Origin of the sequence: Streptomyces sp. NPDC050504 (assembly GCF_044458065.1) — a bacterium.
In the GTDB taxonomy this organism is placed as follows: Bacteria; Actinomycetota; Actinomycetes; order Streptomycetales; family Streptomycetaceae; genus Streptomyces.
In genome coordinates, this window is record NZ_JBITHO010000002.1 from 938,003 (window position 1) to 953,616 (window position 15,614).

Here is a 15,614-nt window from a genome sequence, read left to right on the forward strand (position 1 = left end):
GCGGCCACTGCCGCACCGGTCACACCGGGGGACCTCGCTCATGCCGTCACCTCCACGCGTCGGCGGACGCCTGCCGGGTGACAGGGACAGCCGCAGTGCAACTGCTCGATAGGGGCCGCCCACGAGGGGGAGTTAGGTAGATGTAGGTCAACGGGACCGTCGCACTCGTCGTGCTCTCCCCGCCCGCACTCCGGGGTGAGGTCCCGGCGGGTGGTTGTGCGTGCAGTTCTCATGGCAAGGGCTCCTGGAGTAGCGCCCACAGGCTGTGGAAGTCGGCCGAGACGCCGCTCGTCTGCGAGAGGTGGGTGATGAGGATGCCGCCCGGCCCGTGGATCTGGAGGAACGGCAGGGGTGCGGTGCCGGTGGCGGTCAGCCTGATGCGCCGACCAGACGTGGAGATCGTCATCTCGACGACCGTGGGGCGACGCTCGGGCGGGCCGAGGACCGCGACGAAGAGTTCGTTGGCGATCAGGGGAGCGTCTTCGTGGGTGACGCGGCTGGCCGTCCAGCTGCGAATCCGGGCCGCTTCCTCGGGGAGACCCTTGAAAACGGTCTGCCAGCTCTGCCCTGATTCGGACATGAATGTCCCCTCGGATCCCGCGTTTATCTGAGTACGGATAGTGCTTATCTGTACTCAGATTGTCGCCGGAGTTGGCGCAGGTCAAGGGGTGCGGAGAGTATGTGTACTCAGATTGACGAACTGGTGCGGCAAGGTGGTGCGAGAGTGGCTCAGCCCGAATACGTGCGGATCGCCGCCGACCTGCGACGCCGCATCTCCAGCGCCGAGTTCGGGCCCGGCGACCAACTCCCCACCCTCCCCGCGCTGTGCGAGCAATACCGGGTCTCCGAGACAACCATCCGCAACGCGATTCGCACCCTCGCCAACGAGGGCCTGGTCGAGACCCGGGCCCGCGCGGGCACCCTCGTCCGGCCCCGGCCGCCCGTCCACCGAATGGCCGCAGACCGGTACCGCAACACCACCGGAGCGAAGTCCACCCCGTACACCCGCGACCAGGGAATCGGCTGGTCCGAGTACCGGCTCGACAAGCGGTTCGAGCGCGTGCGGGCCGACGCCGAACTGGCCGCACTCTTCGAGTGCGAGCCCGGCGAGCGCCTCCTCGCGCGGCACTTCGTGTTCTACGACAACGACCAGCCCACCCAGATGAGCACCAGCTACGTCCGCTGGTCCGATGTCGCGGGCACACCCGTCTCCGACCCGATCAACGAGCCCTGGCCCGGCGGCACCCGCGCCCAGATGGCCAGCCTCGGCATCAACATCACCCGCATCACCGAGTCGTTCACCGCGGCCATGCCCAACGACACCGAGGCCGAGACCCTGCGCGTCGGCCAGGGTGTCCCCGTCCTCCGGTACACCCGTCGGCACATCTCCGACACCGGCCGGATCGTCGAGGTCGCTCATCCGATCGTGCGACGCGGCGACACCACCGTCGTGGACTTCGTCATCGACCTCGACGACTGACCCCGGACACAGCGAACTCCCCCTCCAGGGTCAGTCGCACGCCTTCCGGTCAGCTTCCTGCACCTTGGCGAAGTCGCGAGCGCGGCGAGTGACCGCCAGCTCTCCCTGCTCTTCCAACCAGGTGATGTCCTCAACGACATAGACGCCTGTGGCGAGGCCGACCGCGAACGCGTGCGCCACAGACTCGGCGTCCAGCTTCCTGACCGCCCGCCGGATGATGGTCGACACGTGCGACTCGCCAATGTCATAGACCCGTCCAGCTCTAGCCCTGCTCATGCCGGTGCCGCATCGCAGCAGCAACCCCCACTCGCGCTCCGTCATGGGTTCCTGCGCCATGAGCCCTCCCTGCTGGTCGCTGATCGGACCGCCACATCGTCCCGAGCCACCCGGCGCGTGTACAGACACCCGTATTTATGCGGGACCGTGGCAGCGAGGGGCTGCTACCGGTCGCCGATCGTGAGGCGGATCGACCGCTCGTCGATCAACCCGCCCACCGTGGTCACCTGACACACCAGCGTGTACACCTCCCCCAGCACACCCCCCGACACGCGCTGCGTCACCACCGCGTCCGCGACCACCGGCGCCCCCACAGCCGTGAGTCCGGCAGGCACCGTGACCGTCGCCGACGCGACCGTGTCCGAAGCGCCGAGCCAGTCCGTCCAGTCCCACGAGTAGTCCAGCCGCGCCTGCGGGTCTTTGGTGAAACGATCAGCCACGGCCAACCTCCAATGTGCGCTGTTCGGCGGCCACGGCCAGACGCCGCATCTCCGGCGGGATCCGGTACGTACGGTCCGGCGACGGCACCGCGGTGGACTGCCGGGCGAGCGGGCGCGCCGTGTCCGTCTCGCTCGCCGTCCCGAGCACGGTGGCCTTGCTGCCGACGAGGGGCACCGCGGTCTCCACGGAGAGCGCGGCCGTGAGCGACGCGGACTTCGCGCCGACGAGCTGCTGCGCCGTGTCGGTCCCCAGCGACGCGCCGAGCGTGGCGGCCTTCGCCCCCACGAGGGCCTGCGCGGTGTCGACCTCGGACGCGGTGCCGAGCGTCGCACCCGCAGCGACGTCCGCCGCAGAGAAACTGTCGTACCTGATCTCGCCGCCGGTGCTGGGAGTTCCGGAGCGGAGGCCGACGCCAGTCCCTGACGGCACCGAGCTGTTGACGACGGAGATCACTTCGCTGCCGTTGAGGAAACCCTTGATCGTGCTGCCGACCGCCTGGATCCGCAGGACGTCACCTGGCGCGATGGCCGTCACATGGGCGCCCCGCACGTCGAACGTGTTGTCCACGACAGAGAACAGGCTGAGGTTCGTGCCCCCGTCGTGACGCAACAGATAGGCCGTGGTGAAGCCAGCATTGCCGCGGCAACACACGCCCATGCTTGCGACCCTCGGCGTGGCGATGACGATCTCGGCGTAGTGGTCACTGCTGTCCATCGCCCCGGAGGCGCGCAGGATCACCGTGCCGGAATCCGTGCCGGGCGAGAGCTGGTCGCTGACGATCGACCAGTTGCCGGACACCTCCACCCACCCGGCACCGAGGGCCGTACTGTCCGCGCGGTTGAAGTCGTCGCTGAAGGAGGTCACCCCGAGGCACCCCGGAAGAAGTCGGCGATCGTGAGCGGGAGGCTGATCCCGTCCGGGCTCCACGACAGGTCGGCCTTGGTCAGCGGGATCAGGTCCGCGTCGGTGCCGGTGGTGGTGTCGGGGTCGTAGCAGATGACCAGGGCGCCGACCGGGTTGCCGGTCGGGCTGGTGTAGGTGACGTTGTCGGCGTCGACCTCGACCCTGTCGAGGCTGTGGTTCACGGTGACCGTGACGCCAGTCAGAGCTTTGCGCCCCACGGTGACCTGCTCGTTGGTGGCGCCAGACACGACGTCCGACAGCGTCGTCTTCTTGCGCAGGACGGAGTCGGACTCCAGCCCGCTGGCCTCCAGCGCAACGAGAGTGAGGCCGTCGTTGGCGGCGGGCAGCGACGCGTAGTGGGCCACCCGTCCGAGGGCGACGTTGAACGTGAAGGTAGCCACGACGGGCCTCCTCTGTAGTGTGCGATCAGTCGATCGAGTACGGGATCAGGTCGGCAGGGACCTCCTCCGGAGGCAGCCCCGCACCCGTCAACCTGCGGTTCGTCCGGCGGATGATCCGCATGGCCTGCCGCAGCAGCCCCTCCAGCAGCGACACCCGCGAGCTGTACAACACGGCCGCCTCCGTCGCCTCCCGGCGCACTGCTGCCACCTCACCCTCCAGCGTGGTGATCTTGCTGTTGAGCTGGGTCCAGATCTCCGGCGACACCGCCAGCGGCCCCGCAGTCTCGTCCTCCTCCACAGGCGGCCCCACCACCCGGGCACGCGGCGACGAGATCCGCGCCACCAGCACCGAACCGACCATCCCCACCACCGCTATCACCACACCCAGCACCGAACCCTCACCCATCGAGGCGCCCCCTCTCACACGTACAGCGCCTGCGACCCCCCGTCAGCGCAGCCACGATCACCACCAGCAACACCACCGCCACGTACAACGGCACCGACGCCCACGCGACGACGTAGTCGCCCGTCGCCGCGGCCCCGAGGAACGCCAGCCCCCAGATCGCGGGCGGCGCGGTGACCGCAGCGAAGCCGAGCACGTCCCGTCCCGGGCGCAGGCCGCCCGTCACCAGCCCCGCCAGGCCGCACGCGATCCACACCCCACCCCACGCCTCCAGGCACATCACCCGCAGGATCGGAGCGGTCGCCAGAGACAGGCCCTGCCGGTGCGTCACCAGCAGGCCGACCCCGTACACGGTCCAGCAGGCGCCGGCCCCGGCGAGGGCGAGGCCGCGCCAGCCGAGGTGCCGCCACACGGCGGCCCACATCAGACGTCCGAGCGTGGGGTGTGCGGCGCCGCCCATCCGGCGATGGCGGACGCCGCAGCGGGGACGAGCGCGAGCACGAACGGTTCCAGCGCGTCGGGCATCCCGCTGATGAGGGACGGGTCGTCGGTGACCGCGCCGAGGATCTGCAGCCCGGCGAGGCTGGTCAGGTAGGCCAGGACGCTGGACGCCTTGACCTTCTTCTCGATGGGGGCAGAGGCAGACGCCATGGTGATCTCCGATCTCAGAGTGCCCAGTACGGGCCGGATGCGGTGCGGTGGAGAAGTCGGGCGGGCGTGCCGTCCGGGGTGGTCACGCGGACCTCGTAGCGCAGCGTGCGTCCCGCGGGGACGTCGCCGGTGCACGAGAACTGGTAGCCACCGACGCCCTCCCCGCCTGCGGCCCGTATGAGGGTGGGGAGGTAGTTCGAGCGGTTCGCGCCGTCCGCGTCCGTGAGGTAGTAGCGGCCCTCGATCTCCGTCTCCACCAGCAGCGGGTCGAAGAGCAGGTGCACCAGCGTCAAGTGGCGGCGAGGCCCCGGGTGGATCACCCCGTCCGTGGCGAACGCGAGCGTGGTCCAGGCGCCGCCGGTCAGGTCGTAGTCGACCGAGTTCGACAGGTTCAGCATGCTGGGCACGGGGTCCTCCTGGGTGGGCGCCGTCGGCGCGGGGGTGGTGGGCTGGCCGGTCGCGCGGGCGACGATCGCGGGGAAGACCGTCTCCCGGAACTGCTTCACCCGTGCGTCGCCGGGGCAGGCGGTGCCGCCGTCGGACCAGGCGGCGTGCAGCCGGTGGTAGCCGTACCCCGGGTCCTCCGAGGTGCGGCAGATCCGCAGCGGGATGTCGTGGGTGCGGTGCAGCCAGAGCCCGAGCCTGATGAGGCCCTCCACCTGCTCGGGGGTCCACGGGTCGGTGTGGTGGAGGTTGGACGCGGTCTCGATAGAGACCGCGCCGGTGCCGTCCGGGCGCCTGTTGGCCAGGAAGTTGGCGTCGGCCCTGGTCTGGGTGCCGATGAACTGGGCGATCGACCCGTCGTAGGACTGGCCGAAGTGCGATTCGAGGTTCGTCGAGTCCCGCCAGTACTCGTAGATCCGCTCCTTCGTCCACGGCGCGGCGATCGAGTGGACGATGAACTGCGTCGGGGTGATCGCCGGTTGGGCGTCGGACTCGGGCTGGAGCTCCATGCGGGTGGCGCCTGGGTACCAGGCCATGACGTCCCCCTCTCAGGCCGTCGGAAGTTGGAGGAAACCGGTCAGCCAGAGGTTGCCGCTGGCTGCCGCGACCGTGGACGGGTCGACCGGAGGCAGCCCCGGCGGCCCCGAGTACAGGTAGACCCTGGACAGCGCGAGGCCCGCCGAGATGCCGACCCGCAGGCCCTGCTGCGCGTACGTCTCGTCCGGGGTGACCTGGAAGCTGGACACCTTCACGGCGCTGACGGGGTGCTGGATCTCGATGTGGTCCGGTCTCGTCAGCACGGCAGTGATGCCGGTGGGCTGGTGTCCGGCGTCGTTGATCAGTCCCCAGCCGGTGCCGGTGTTGCGGAGGGCGCCGCCGATCATGCGGTAGGTGGCGCCAGCAGTGTCGATCATGGATGCTCCCTAGATGAGTCGGGCATAGGTCGGTGCGCCGCCGATGGACCCGCCGCCGCCGAACTTCCCGCCCGTCGACGCGCCGCTCGTGCGTCGTACCTGCAACTGGACCTTGAGCTGCGCGGCCGCCCGGTACGGGGTCAGGTCGATCACGGCCGTGGGATACGTGAGGGTGAACGTGGCAGGCACCGAGCCGGACGCGGCGACCGTGACGCCGTCGAGGAGGATCTGCCACGCGCCGCCCGTGTTCGTCGCCGACACCTGGTCCCCGATCAGCACCAGCCCGATCGACAGCGACGCCGTGCGTGGAGTCAGGACCGTCTCCCACAACGTCACGAACGACGTGCCGTCCTCGTACGGGAACCCGCGGTACGAGGTCGGGTAGAACGGCAGCTCGTCCTTCACCGCACCCTGCCGCTGGAGCGCGGCCAGCTCCCGCTCCACGCGCGCCAGCCGCTGGAGCACGTCCGGGGTGATCGACGTCTTCGGCATGTCAGGCCCCCACGCAGGTCAGGCGGACACGCTCGGGGCCGCTGCTCGCGCTGTTCTCGATGCTGACGATGCGCAGGATGGCGCTCCGTCCGTACGGGGACTGGCGCTCGGGATCGATCTCGAACAGCGCCTCGTCGCCCACCGAGTACGAGCCGAACGCGGGATCGGCGTCCGCCAGCACCTCGAACGTCGGCTGCGTCGGCGAGCGGTCCTCCAGCTCCGCGTTCGCCAGCCCCTGCACCTGCGCCTCGTCGACGACCTCGCCGTACGTGGCGACGCCCTCCAGCAGCGGCCAGCCAGAGGCCAGCGCATCGGAGTCGGCGGCGGTCTTCACGATGCGCGCCTCGCCCGAGCCTGCCCCCAGTGCCGTCATCTCCGTCACCAAGTTGGTGCCGTCCTCGGGCCAGTTGTAGCTGAGGATGTTGGAGGCGCCGCCCCCGGTGGAGAACACGAGCCCGGAGTCGTCGGCGGACCTGCCGCGCCGCGGGTAGTAGGAGACGGCGCGCCGGTACCTCCTCGGCGGGGTGCCGGTGGTGGCCTGCGTCCAACCCACCTCGATCCCGAAGTCGAACCCGTCGTCCGCGGCCGCGAGATCCGTGATCGCCTTGTAGATCTCGGGCCGCTCGTACCCGAAGTACGTGGCCGTGCGCACGACTCCGTGTCCGGTCCCGGCCAGGGCGTTCAGGTCGATGCCGATCTCGCCGCCCACCTGGTCGCGGGCGTACCGCAGCAGCGACCACACGATCCCCTTCTGGTCGGGGTACAGGCGCTGCGCCCCGGGCGCCGAGCCGACGTAGGCCGGGTTCGTGATCAGCGACGTGTCCGTGGACAAGGTCGTCTTCACGTACCGGTGCTGGTAGTACGACAGGAACTCGGCCGCCTGGAGCGACTTGCCGCCCGCAACGTCCTCGCGGGTCCACAGGATGCCGCCCCACACCAGCACTCCGTCCCGGTCCACGTAGATCGCGGTTCTGGCCGGGGTCGTCGCGTTCAGCGGGTCCAGCGGCAGCGTCTCGTCACTGAACGGGACTGTGCCGCGCAGGGTGCCGATCCCGTTGATGGTGTAGCCGTACGTCACCCCCGACATAGGGAGCTCGGCGAGCAGCGTGTCCGTCATCAGGTCGCAGAACAGGTACGTGTACGTGTGCGCCGCCATCACGCCACCTCGTACGTGATCTGGATGTGCACGCTGTCCGTGGACGCCCACGTGAACGGGGTGCTCGTAGAGATCGCCCCGGCCGCCACGTTCGAACCGCCGGTCGCCGTCGATACCCCGATGAATCCCGTGCTCGCGGTGATGAACGCGGTGCCCGGGTAGAGGGCATTTGCGGATTCGTCGATCATCATTGCGGAGCCGACCTGGTAGAACGCGCTCGACTCCAGTGCGTCCGCCGTCACTGGCACCGTGAACCGCCACGTGCCGGTCCCGTACGTTGTCGTGATGCCCATCAGCAAGTTGATGCGGACATGAACCGTCTTGCCGATCTGGCAGTACACCCCGCGCAGCATCCCGTTGCCGACCGCAGGCGCAGTGCCCGACGACGACCACGCCACCGCATAGCTGACCCAGTCCCGCTGTACCAGATCCTTCGTGGCGCTGGCCGCATCGCCGTACACGAACCGGTCCACGTCCGTCAGATATGCCACCTGCCCCGGGTGCAGGCGCGCGGGCACCGCCGACGACGCCACTGGCAGCACCCCGCCGATCGCGACCCCGTAGACGCGGACGTCGGTGATGTTCCCCGTGGCCACGCTCGTCTGCGACGGCGCGATCGCCAGATCCGCCAGCGGCACCGAGTTCGCTGGCAGGGTGCCGCGCACGGTGGCGCCGGCGCTCGCGGCGTACGGACCCTGGATCACCTCCAGTCGCCACTCGGACACGACGCCGGAGTACTCAGCGTCGTACACCGAGGCGACGACAGTGTCCTTGCGGTACTGCCCGGCGCCGCCCGCGGGCTGCACGGTCAGGGTGACGTCGCCGTCGTTCGCGCAGATGTAGGCGCCCGATCCGCCGGTCTCCCGCTGGTCGATGAACACGGTGCCCCCGCTCACAAGGACGGTCATGTTCGGGGTGCCCGCCGCGCGCACCTTCATCTGGTAACCCTGGTAGCTGGGCTTCACCCCGGGCCGGACCCGCAGCGGGGTGGCCTCGTCGGCGGCGTTGCCCGGGTAGCCCAGCAGACCGCTGAGCGCGAGCCGGTCGTTGCGGGCCGGATAGCTGCCAGCCTGCTGCCAGGCGGGCGGGTTGATGACGGCCACGGCCGCTCCTCTCCTACAGGCTGGTGTCGCGCCAGGTCACGGTGAGCAGGGACTGCTGGCCTGGGGCCCCGGCGAGGGCGTCGCCGCGGTAGGTCAGCTCGGTGGTGCCGGGCATCAGCAGGGGCCACACCGATCCGGCGCGTACCCAGGAGCGGCGCGGCGTGGAGCCCATGTAGAGGACGGCCCGGGTGCTGGTGTCGATCAGCAGGAACTCGCCGACTTGGAGAACGGCATCGATCTGGAGGGTGCCGCCGCCGGTCTGCTCGATCGACGGGGACGCGACGGGCCCGTCGATCCGCAGCACCGGATATGCGGGCGCCGCGCCGAGGTTCGAGGCGGTGATCCGGCCGGACAGTCCGGCGACTCCGTACGACCGCGGGTACGTCAGCGGGTACGTGCGGCCCGCCGAGGGGCTGTAGGCGGTGGTGGACGCGGACCGCTCGGTCAGCCCGTACAGGTAGGGGTCGGCGCAGTAGAACTCGATCGCCGCGTCCCCGATCGACCAGAGGCGTTCGGCGTCGTACGGGATGCTGCGCTTGCGGACCTTTGCCCGCAGCAGGATGTCCCAGTCCAGGAGGCAGAGTTCGGCCGGCGCTGCCTGCGGCTGCGTTGCCGCGCGCAGCGCCAGGCTCAGCGAGCGCAGGTCGTCCGGGGACAGCCCGCGCAGTCCGAGCTGGAGCTGCACGACGCGCGCCCCGGTGACGTCCGGCCCGGTGTAGGCGCCGTGCTGCGCGGGCCGGTCCATGTCCTCTGCTCGTACGTCGGGGAGGTCGTCGATGCCGGAGAGGGCGGTGACGGCGTACTGCGTCCCGGGCCCGAACGTCATCCCGTTCCACGTGATGTTGCCGAGTCGCTGCTGCACTACTGCCCCCCGACCAGGCTCTGCCAGGACAGCGCCCGCAGGATTCCGTCCGGAGTCGCTTCGGTGCTGTAGAGGTTGAACACGTTGTTCTGGTCTCCGCCGCCTGCGCCGCCTGCGTAGACGGCGGAGAGCTGCCGTGCGGTGGGGGTGGTGGCGAGGGCCCCGGCGGTGACGTCGAGGGCGGCCCCGGCCACGGTGCGCGCGGCGGCCCGGACGCGTCCGGCGGTGGCGAGGAGGCCGCCGCGCAGCCCCTCGCCGTCCATGACGCCGAGGGCGTGGAACGCCCTGCTGGGGGACTTGATCTTGTGGACCTTCTTGATGGCCGCGAGCATCTGCCGGGCGATCTTCAGCATCTGCGCCTCGATGGCCTTCTCCTGGCTCTTCAGCCCCGCGACCAGCCCCTGAGCGGCGCGGATGCCCGCCCCGTACAGCGCGTCCCCGACCGTGTTGCCCGTCGCCGTCGCGCTCTTCGACAATTGCGACTGGAGATCGTTGATCTTCTTCAGCTCCGCCGGGGTGGCCTTCGCCAGCGCGTCGGCCGTCGCCGATCCCCCGGCCACGCCCGCGTCCGCGATCTGCTGGAGCAGATCACTGCGGAGCCCGGCCTTCTTCAGCTTGGCGATGTTGGCCTGGAACGCCTTCGATGCCTTCAGTGCCTGCTGGAGTTCCACCGTGATCGCGCCGACGCTGTTCACGTCGCTGTGCCCGGTGGTGATGTTGGCCTCGGAGAGGATGCCCGACCGGATGTCGGCGGATGCCTTGCTCCTGGCCTTGACGAGGTCGTCGAGCCGCTTCTGTGCGGCCGCCAGCCGCTTCACCACGCCGTCGCGGCGGGTCACCTCGCGCTGGAGCTCGGCCGTGGCGCGCGCCAGCGTCCGCCCGATGCCGCTCCGTACGTTGTCGGGCAGGGCGCGGGTGATCGAGGCGAGCCGGGACCGTAGCCGCGACGTGCTCTCGTCGATGCCGCGGATGAACCCCTCGATGAGCAGGCGACCGGCCGGGGTGAGGATCCGCGCGTCCTTGGCGGGCGGGCCCTTCCAGTCGGTCAGGCTGTTGGTGATCTCGCCGAGCTTGCTCTTGACCGCGCCGATCTTCGACTGGATACCGTCGATGAAACCCTGGATCAGCGAGGCGCCTGCGCCCATCAGCCTGCCGCCGAGATTCCCCAGGGCGCTCGCTGCCTGCCCTGGCAGAGCGCGGACCTTCCCCACCGCGTCGGCGATCTTCGAGGAGATCGCGGTGACGAGTCGTGCCCCGGCAGCCAGCGCGGACGCCCCGAGATTGGCCGCCAGCGGCGCGAGCGCCGACACGGCCCGACCAGGCAGCCCCTTGATCCAGTCCACGGCCGTGTTCACTGCGCGGCCGACCGCCGCACCGACTCGCGTGGCGGCCTGCCCGATCACCGACGCCGCTTGGCTCACTGCGGCCTTCACGATGTTCCATGCCCCGGAGAAGTCGCCGCGCAGGAGGGCGCTCAGGGCCTGGATGATCGGCACGACGACGCCCTTGATGACGCCGCCCAGCACGGCCGCCAGCACCCGGGCCACCCCGCCCACCAGGGTGATCAACTGTGTGAGTACCGGCATCAGCGCGGTGAACAGCTCCGACTGGAGCAGCACAAACGCGCCCAGGAGCGGGGTCAGCGCGACGAGCAGCGTGCCCAGCGTCTGCCCCAGCGACACCAGCACGGGGCTCAGCTGCACGAGCATCTGCCCCAGCAGATCGAACAGGAACACGAGCCGATCCGCAATGAGTTGGGCCAGCGGCGTGATGAGCGCGGGCAGCTCCGCGAGGATCGGCGCGAGCGTCGCCTGCAGGATCGTCGCCACCTGCTGAATCACCGGCGCCAGGGCCTGGAAACCGGTCTGGAACGCGGCCAGCAGCGGCGTAAACGCGGGCAGCAGCCCGGCCACCAGCTGCCCGAGGACCGGCAGCAGCGGGGCCAGCGCGCTCACCAGCACCCCGAGCGCCCCCGACGCCCCCGCGAGGACCGGACCGAGCGCGGCGATGATCGGCCGTAGCCCAGTGCCGAGCGCGGCCACGACCTCCTGAACCGGAGGGGCCAGCGCGGTGACGACCGGGCCGATCACGGACAGGGCCTGCGCGAGGAGCGGACCGGCCGTCTGCCCGATGAGGGTCATCGTCTGGAACAGGGAGCGCAGCGCGTTTTGCACGCCGTCGGTGGCGGTGGCATCTGCCAGTGACGTTGTCACGCTGCCCAGGAACGAGATCAGCCCGCCGCCCTCGGGTGCCGCGTTGAAGATGTTCCCGATGATCGTGGCTACGTTGCGGCCGACGTCGACCATGTCGCCGAGCAGGTCGATGGCGTGCTGGATCGATTCCCGCAGAGCCCCGGACTGGAAGGCGGTGCCGAGCCGTCGGCCGATGTCGGCGGCCGAGCGCGCGGCCGCAGCGGTCAGCCCCTTGAACGACGGCCCGGCCGCTGCGGCGAGCTGGCCGAGCGCGGTGACCACCACGCCCGGGACGCCGGAGAGGTTCCGCAGGCCCGCACTCGCCGAGCCGAGGGCGACGCCCAGGGTGCCGTTCTCGCCGAGGTCGCGGGCCGCGCCGAGCGCCCCGCCGGCCATATCGCCGAGCGCCGTGGCGCTGTTGAGGAGGTTCTTGCGGAGCGGCGGCAGTACGGCCTTGGAGGTGTGCTCCAGGTTCGTGGCCAGCCCGGAGAAAACCTCCTGCTGCACCTCCTGCTGCACGGCCCGCAGCGCGGGCGCCATCGAGTGCACCTTCTCGGCGAACTCGCGGGCAGCGGGGCTGAGCTTCTTCAGCGACTCCGCGTACTCCTTGGCCTTGCTCGGATCGAGCGCGGCGGACACGGCGTCCTTCACACCGATCATCGCGAGCTTGACCGTGCCCGAGGCGAGCTGCACGGCGGCCATGCCCGTGACCGCGACGGCCGCAGCAGGGGCCACGTTCTGGAGCGTGGAGACGACCGCAGCAGCTGCCGGGACCGCGGCGCCGAGTCCGGCGGCCATCCGGCCGATCGTCGCCGCGACCCCGCCGAGCGAGCTGGCCATCCCGCCGATCCGGCCGAACGCCCCGGCCAGGCGGTCCGCGCGCCGCACGCGGTCCTCGTCGACGTCCACGTCGATGTCGACGTCCGTGTCGTCGACCCCCCGCGCGGCCGCCAGCAGCTCGTCCAACTGGGCTGCGGCCTGCCGGGTCGCGGCCTGCACGCTGATGTTCGGGTGGGTGTCGGACAGGCGCGCGAGGTGCGGGTTCAGTTCGTTGATCCGGCGCAGTGCCTCATCGACGGAGATGTCGACGCCGATGCGCTGGTTGCCCAGCTCCTCCAGCTCGCGCCGGACGCGGGCAAGGTCGCGGTCGACTTCGTCGGAGTCGCCCGTGATCTCGATGTCTGGCAAGTTCGAGACGAGGTCGCGGAGCTGCCGCTGGACGCCGCTGCCGAGGGCGGCGCCGATGCTGGAGCCCTGTCGTCCGGCGTCGGCGACGGTGCCGTTGAGGCCGTCGAGGTTTACGGAGAGGTGCGACAGGAGGTTTGGCAGGTTGATGTCGTCTGCCACGTCGCACCTCCTCTACTGCATGGCGGCCATTTCCAGCAGGCCGGGGCCGGACGATTGGGCTCGGGTGCCGCCGGTGTGGTGGGCGGCCTGGTACTCGTCGGCCAGCGTCATGAGCTGGCCGAGCGTCATGTCCCAGAAGGCGTCGGGAGGAATGTGGAGGGCACCGACGGCGAGGTAGTAGAGCTGAGACCAGGGGAAACCGTCTCCACCGTCGTCGTGGCGGTGCTCCCGCCGCTGTCGTTTCCCAGGGCCTCCAGCGCCTTCGTGAACGCCGACGTCCACGCGTCGACGTACTCGCCGAGCTGTCCGGGGTGCAGGAGGTCGGCGAGGTCCGCGCCGTCCGTACGGCGCCGGTACGTGATGTCGCCGCTGATCCGGCGCTCGCCCTTCGCGTCCTGGTGCTCACGGAAGTGGGGCTCGAAGCCCCCGGGCCCGAGGCACCCGGCCCCGAGGAGCTGGACGATGGGGCCGTAGGCGGCGCCGCTGCCGGTGGTATCGATGGCGTCCTGCACCGCTGCGACGGACCCGTACCGGGCCTCCAGCAGGGCGATGGCGCGCATCGAGTAGCGGAGTGAGACGGCGGTGCCGTCGGTGAGGGTGATGCTCGCGCCGCTGGCGAGCAGGTCGAGTCCTGCGGTCATGGTGGTGTCCCTACGTGAGTGCCGGGGTTCGGCCTGCGGGTGAGGGGGACCGGGCGGGCGCGCTGAGCGAGAGACACGCCACGCCCGGAGATCAGGCGATGGCGGCGGCGGTCTCGTTGAGCGTGATGCTGATCCACTTGCTGTTGGACAGCAGCGGGTCCGCGTTCGCCGTGAACGAGGCGATCCGGAAGTCCTCCTCGCTGAAGCCGAGGTCGGGGAACGACGCGAGCGTCAGCTTGTGGAGGACGACGTGCAGGTCGCCGCCGACGGTGTCCACACCGCCAGCAGGGGTGACGCCCTCCAGCTTGAACGGGGGCATGGTCGCGTTTGCGCTGGTGAGGTCCCATGTGGACGTCTCGGCGGTGCCCGTGCCGGAGTCGGTGACGGCGCCGCCGAGGATCGCGACGAGGACGTCGAGCGACAGCTTGGCGTGCGTGACGCTGACCTGCACGTTCGTGATGGACGAGTTCGTGGCGAGCTGGGTGTTGTCGCCGCGCAGCGACTTGACCTCGACATCGCCGGAGATCTCCAGCGACTTGATGCCGGGCACGTCGATGAGCGCCCCGTACGTCGCGGAGCCCCCGGCCGGGTCGGCGGTCAGCGGTGCGATCTTCGCGTCCTGGATGGCGTAGACCTTGGTCACGCGGGAGATGGGCATGTCCTGTCCTTTCGGTGCCGGGGTCCGGCCCTACGAGGTGAGCGAGTCGGGAACGGGTAGGTGATCTTCATGCGGGGGTCACCTCCGCAGCGAGCAGCGCCCGGCGGATCTGCACAGTGATCGAGTGCCGCACCCGGTTCTCCTCGATCGGGATCCGGTCGATGTCCTGCACCGTCACCGCCGTAACCCGCGCGGGGTGGTCGGGGAGCGTGCAGCCGTGCAGAGCGTGGGCGATGGCCTCGGCCAGCCCGTACCGCTCGGTGACCTTCGTCGTGCGGGCGCCGGTCTTCACACGGGCCTGCTGTACAAGGTCGACGACGACGGTCTCAGCGATCTCGATCGTGGCGTCCGGATCCCCGAAATCCCCTGATGCCCGCAGATCGCGGGCGGCGGGCAGGCCCTCCTGCACCACGATGAACGGCTCGGCCTGGCCCTCGCGCGGCCCGTCGCGGAAGACCGGCACGCCGAACCCCAGCGTCTCCAGGCGGGCCTTGATGGCGCCCGCTGTCGTGGCGGCCATCACGCCCCCGTCCACTGGCCGTTGCGGACCCAGCCGTGCAGACCGCAGCAGTTCCACAGCAGGGACGGTTCGAGGTGCAGCGGCTCGCGGGACACGAGGGTGTGCGCACCTGTACCCGCGGCCACCCATGGGCTGGTCGTCGTACGCTCTTCCGGGACGTCGGCCAGCGTCGAGCACCAGTGCCAGAACACGGGGTTGGTCTCGTCCGCCAGCCACCCGAAGTAGATCTCGTTGGTGAGCCTGGTCATGGCCGCCGTTTCCAGGCCGGGCCAGTCGGACGGCGGGACGCCGTAGTCGCGGCTCATCAGCGCCGCCCAATCTGCGACGCGTGCGCCCGCCAGAAGGTGGGCGTCATCTCGATCGCCGGACGCAGGAACGGCTGTGCAGCCGTGCCGGGGTGGTTGACCTTGGCGACCGGGTGGGCGGCCCCAGGCCAGTAGAGCGCCTTCTTGAAGCGCGGCTTGATCACGTGCGGGGCCGTGCCATACTCCACGGCCGCCGCGTAGGTCACGTTCGTGCCCACCACGTAACCGACCTCGCGGCCCGAGCCCTCCGCACGCGACACGATGCTCGACCGCAGCCGCCCCGTGTCGACCGGCGCCCGCCGCCGCGCCTCGTTCTGCACGTCCATCCGCGTCCGGTCCACCGCACGCTTCACGTCGTCCGACATGCGCCCCAGATAGCGGCGCAGCCCCCGCTCGTACGCACGGGTGTTGATCGTCACGGACGT

At 70.3% G+C, this 15,614-nt stretch carries 22 protein-coding genes; 1 reads left to right on the forward strand and 21 read right to left on the reverse strand.

Features of this window, described 5'->3' with window-relative positions; all coding sequences use genetic code 11:
* Positions 1-229: 229 nt before the first annotated feature.
* Positions 230-580, reverse strand: coding sequence for a hypothetical protein (locus tag ACIBNE_RS09990; RefSeq protein ID WP_399270978.1), 351 nt, complete (start codon positions 578-580; stop codon positions 230-232).
* 144 nt (positions 581-724) lie between these two features.
* On the opposite strand from ACIBNE_RS09990, the gene ACIBNE_RS09995 reads away from it, so the two are divergent.
* Entirely contained in the window at positions 725-1,480 is a 756-nt protein-coding gene (locus ACIBNE_RS09995; protein WP_399270979.1) for a GntR family transcriptional regulator, read from the forward strand.
* A 30-nt stretch (positions 1,481-1,510) separates the two neighbouring features.
* On the opposite strand, the gene ACIBNE_RS10000 is transcribed toward ACIBNE_RS09995, so the two are convergent.
* From ACIBNE_RS10000 to ACIBNE_RS10095, 20 genes are all read right to left on the reverse strand, one after another.
* The gene (locus ACIBNE_RS10000; protein ID WP_399270980.1) at positions 1,511-1,816 is read right to left on the reverse strand and encodes a hypothetical protein; all 306 of its coding nucleotides are present in this window, start codon (positions 1,814-1,816) and stop codon (positions 1,511-1,513) included.
* Positions 1,817-1,920: 104 nt separating this feature from the next.
* Entirely contained in the window at positions 1,921-2,196 is a 276-nt protein-coding gene (locus ACIBNE_RS10005) for a hypothetical protein (RefSeq protein WP_399270981.1), read from the reverse strand.
* Complete coding sequence (locus tag ACIBNE_RS10010; RefSeq protein WP_399270982.1) at positions 2,189-3,061, reverse strand: hypothetical protein; 873 nt, start codon at positions 3,059-3,061, stop codon at positions 2,189-2,191. The genes ACIBNE_RS10005 and ACIBNE_RS10010 overlap by 8 nt, the downstream gene beginning before the upstream one ends.
* On the reverse strand, positions 3,058-3,501 hold the full coding sequence (locus ACIBNE_RS10015; protein ID WP_399270983.1) for a hypothetical protein: 444 nt from the start codon (positions 3,499-3,501) through the stop codon (positions 3,058-3,060). The genes ACIBNE_RS10010 and ACIBNE_RS10015 overlap by 4 nt, the downstream gene beginning before the upstream one ends.
* A 25-nt stretch (positions 3,502-3,526) precedes the next feature.
* Entirely contained in the window at positions 3,527-3,907 is a 381-nt protein-coding gene (locus ACIBNE_RS10020; RefSeq protein ID WP_399270984.1) for a hypothetical protein, read from the reverse strand.
* Complete coding sequence (locus ACIBNE_RS10025; RefSeq protein ID WP_399270985.1) at positions 3,900-4,364, reverse strand: hypothetical protein; 465 nt, start codon at positions 4,362-4,364, stop codon at positions 3,900-3,902. Before ACIBNE_RS10025 ends, ACIBNE_RS10020 begins: the two co-directional genes overlap by 8 nt.
* Positions 4,328-4,555: a holin gene (locus tag ACIBNE_RS10030; RefSeq protein WP_399270986.1), complete on the reverse strand. Its 228-nt coding sequence runs from the start codon at positions 4,553-4,555 to the stop codon at positions 4,328-4,330. The genes ACIBNE_RS10025 and ACIBNE_RS10030 overlap by 37 nt, the downstream gene beginning before the upstream one ends.
* 14 nt (positions 4,556-4,569) lie before the next feature.
* A complete protein-coding gene (locus tag ACIBNE_RS10035; protein ID WP_399270987.1) occupies positions 4,570-5,535 on the reverse strand; it encodes an N-acetylmuramoyl-L-alanine amidase in 966 nt (321 codons plus the stop codon).
* 12 nt (positions 5,536-5,547) lie between these two features.
* A complete protein-coding gene (locus ACIBNE_RS10040) occupies positions 5,548-5,913 on the reverse strand; it encodes a hypothetical protein (protein WP_399270988.1) in 366 nt (121 codons plus the stop codon).
* Between the two features lie 9 nt (positions 5,914-5,922).
* Positions 5,923-6,405, reverse strand: a complete 483-nt coding sequence (locus tag ACIBNE_RS10045; protein WP_399270989.1) for a hypothetical protein — start codon at positions 6,403-6,405, stop codon at positions 5,923-5,925.
* Between the two features lies 1 nt (position 6,406).
* Positions 6,407-7,561, reverse strand: coding sequence for a hypothetical protein (locus ACIBNE_RS10050; protein WP_399270990.1), 1,155 nt, complete (start codon positions 7,559-7,561; stop codon positions 6,407-6,409).
* Positions 7,561-8,664 (reverse strand): hypothetical protein, encoded by a 1,104-nt coding sequence (locus tag ACIBNE_RS10055; protein ID WP_399270991.1) that lies wholly within the window; start codon positions 8,662-8,664, stop codon positions 7,561-7,563. Before ACIBNE_RS10055 ends, ACIBNE_RS10050 begins: the two co-directional genes overlap by 1 nt.
* A gap of 13 nt (positions 8,665-8,677) precedes the next feature.
* Positions 8,678-9,526, reverse strand: a complete 849-nt coding sequence (locus tag ACIBNE_RS10060; protein WP_399270992.1) for a phage distal tail protein — start codon at positions 9,524-9,526, stop codon at positions 8,678-8,680.
* Entirely contained in the window at positions 9,526-13,065 is a 3,540-nt protein-coding gene (locus ACIBNE_RS10065; RefSeq protein WP_399270993.1) for a hypothetical protein, read from the reverse strand. Before ACIBNE_RS10065 ends, ACIBNE_RS10060 begins: the two co-directional genes overlap by 1 nt.
* Positions 13,066-13,077: 12 nt before the next feature.
* Positions 13,078-13,218: a hypothetical protein gene (locus tag ACIBNE_RS10070; RefSeq protein ID WP_399271279.1), complete on the reverse strand. Its 141-nt coding sequence runs from the start codon at positions 13,216-13,218 to the stop codon at positions 13,078-13,080.
* Positions 13,191-13,706: a hypothetical protein gene (locus ACIBNE_RS10075; protein ID WP_399270994.1), complete on the reverse strand. Its 516-nt coding sequence runs from the start codon at positions 13,704-13,706 to the stop codon at positions 13,191-13,193. Before ACIBNE_RS10075 ends, ACIBNE_RS10070 begins: the two co-directional genes overlap by 28 nt.
* Before the next feature lie 91 nt (positions 13,707-13,797).
* Positions 13,798-14,364 (reverse strand): phage tail protein, encoded by a 567-nt coding sequence (locus tag ACIBNE_RS10080; RefSeq protein WP_399270995.1) that lies wholly within the window; start codon positions 14,362-14,364, stop codon positions 13,798-13,800.
* Positions 14,365-14,431: 67 nt separating this feature from the next.
* Positions 14,432-14,884 (reverse strand): hypothetical protein, encoded by a 453-nt coding sequence (locus ACIBNE_RS10085; protein ID WP_399270996.1) that lies wholly within the window; start codon positions 14,882-14,884, stop codon positions 14,432-14,434.
* Positions 14,884-15,189, reverse strand: a complete 306-nt coding sequence (locus ACIBNE_RS10090; protein WP_399270997.1) for a hypothetical protein — start codon at positions 15,187-15,189, stop codon at positions 14,884-14,886. Before ACIBNE_RS10090 ends, ACIBNE_RS10085 begins: the two co-directional genes overlap by 1 nt.
* On the reverse strand, positions 15,189-15,608 hold the full coding sequence (locus ACIBNE_RS10095) for an HK97-gp10 family putative phage morphogenesis protein (RefSeq protein ID WP_399270998.1): 420 nt from the start codon (positions 15,606-15,608) through the stop codon (positions 15,189-15,191). The genes ACIBNE_RS10090 and ACIBNE_RS10095 overlap by 1 nt, the downstream gene beginning before the upstream one ends.
* Between the last annotated feature and the right edge of the window lie 6 nt (positions 15,609-15,614).

Bases quoted from the DNA above. Each gene is read 5' to 3' on its own strand.
- ACIBNE_RS09990 (WP_399270978.1), bottom strand. From the start codon at position 580: ATGTCCGAATCAGGGCAGAGCTGGCAGACCGTTTTCAAGGGTCTCCCC.
- ACIBNE_RS10000 (WP_399270980.1), bottom strand. From the start codon at position 1,816: ATGGCGCAGGAACCCATGACGGAGCGCGAGTGGGGGTTGCTGCTGCGA.
- ACIBNE_RS10020 (WP_399270984.1), bottom strand. From the start codon at position 3,907: ATGGGTGAGGGTTCGGTGCTGGGTGTGGTGATAGCGGTGGTGGGGATG.
- ACIBNE_RS10025 (WP_399270985.1), bottom strand. From the start codon at position 4,364: ATGGGCGGCGCCGCACACCCCACGCTCGGACGTCTGATGTGGGCCGCC.
- ACIBNE_RS10030 (WP_399270986.1), bottom strand. From the start codon at position 4,555: ATGGCGTCTGCCTCTGCCCCCATCGAGAAGAAGGTCAAGGCGTCCAGC.
- ACIBNE_RS10035 (WP_399270987.1), bottom strand. From the start codon at position 5,535: ATGGCCTGGTACCCAGGCGCCACCCGCATGGAGCTCCAGCCCGAGTCC.
- ACIBNE_RS10040 (WP_399270988.1), bottom strand. From the start codon at position 5,913: ATGATCGACACTGCTGGCGCCACCTACCGCATGATCGGCGGCGCCCTC.
- ACIBNE_RS10045 (WP_399270989.1), bottom strand. From the start codon at position 6,405: ATGCCGAAGACGTCGATCACCCCGGACGTGCTCCAGCGGCTGGCGCGC.
- ACIBNE_RS10050 (WP_399270990.1), bottom strand. From the start codon at position 7,561: ATGGCGGCGCACACGTACACGTACCTGTTCTGCGACCTGATGACGGAC.
- ACIBNE_RS10075 (WP_399270994.1), bottom strand. From the start codon at position 13,706: ATGACCGCAGGACTCGACCTGCTCGCCAGCGGCGCGAGCATCACCCTC.
- ACIBNE_RS10080 (WP_399270995.1), bottom strand. From the start codon at position 14,364: ATGCCCATCTCCCGCGTGACCAAGGTCTACGCCATCCAGGACGCGAAG.
- ACIBNE_RS10085 (WP_399270996.1), bottom strand. From the start codon at position 14,884: ATGGCCGCCACGACAGCGGGCGCCATCAAGGCCCGCCTGGAGACGCTG.
- ACIBNE_RS10090 (WP_399270997.1), bottom strand. From the start codon at position 15,189: ATGAGCCGCGACTACGGCGTCCCGCCGTCCGACTGGCCCGGCCTGGAA.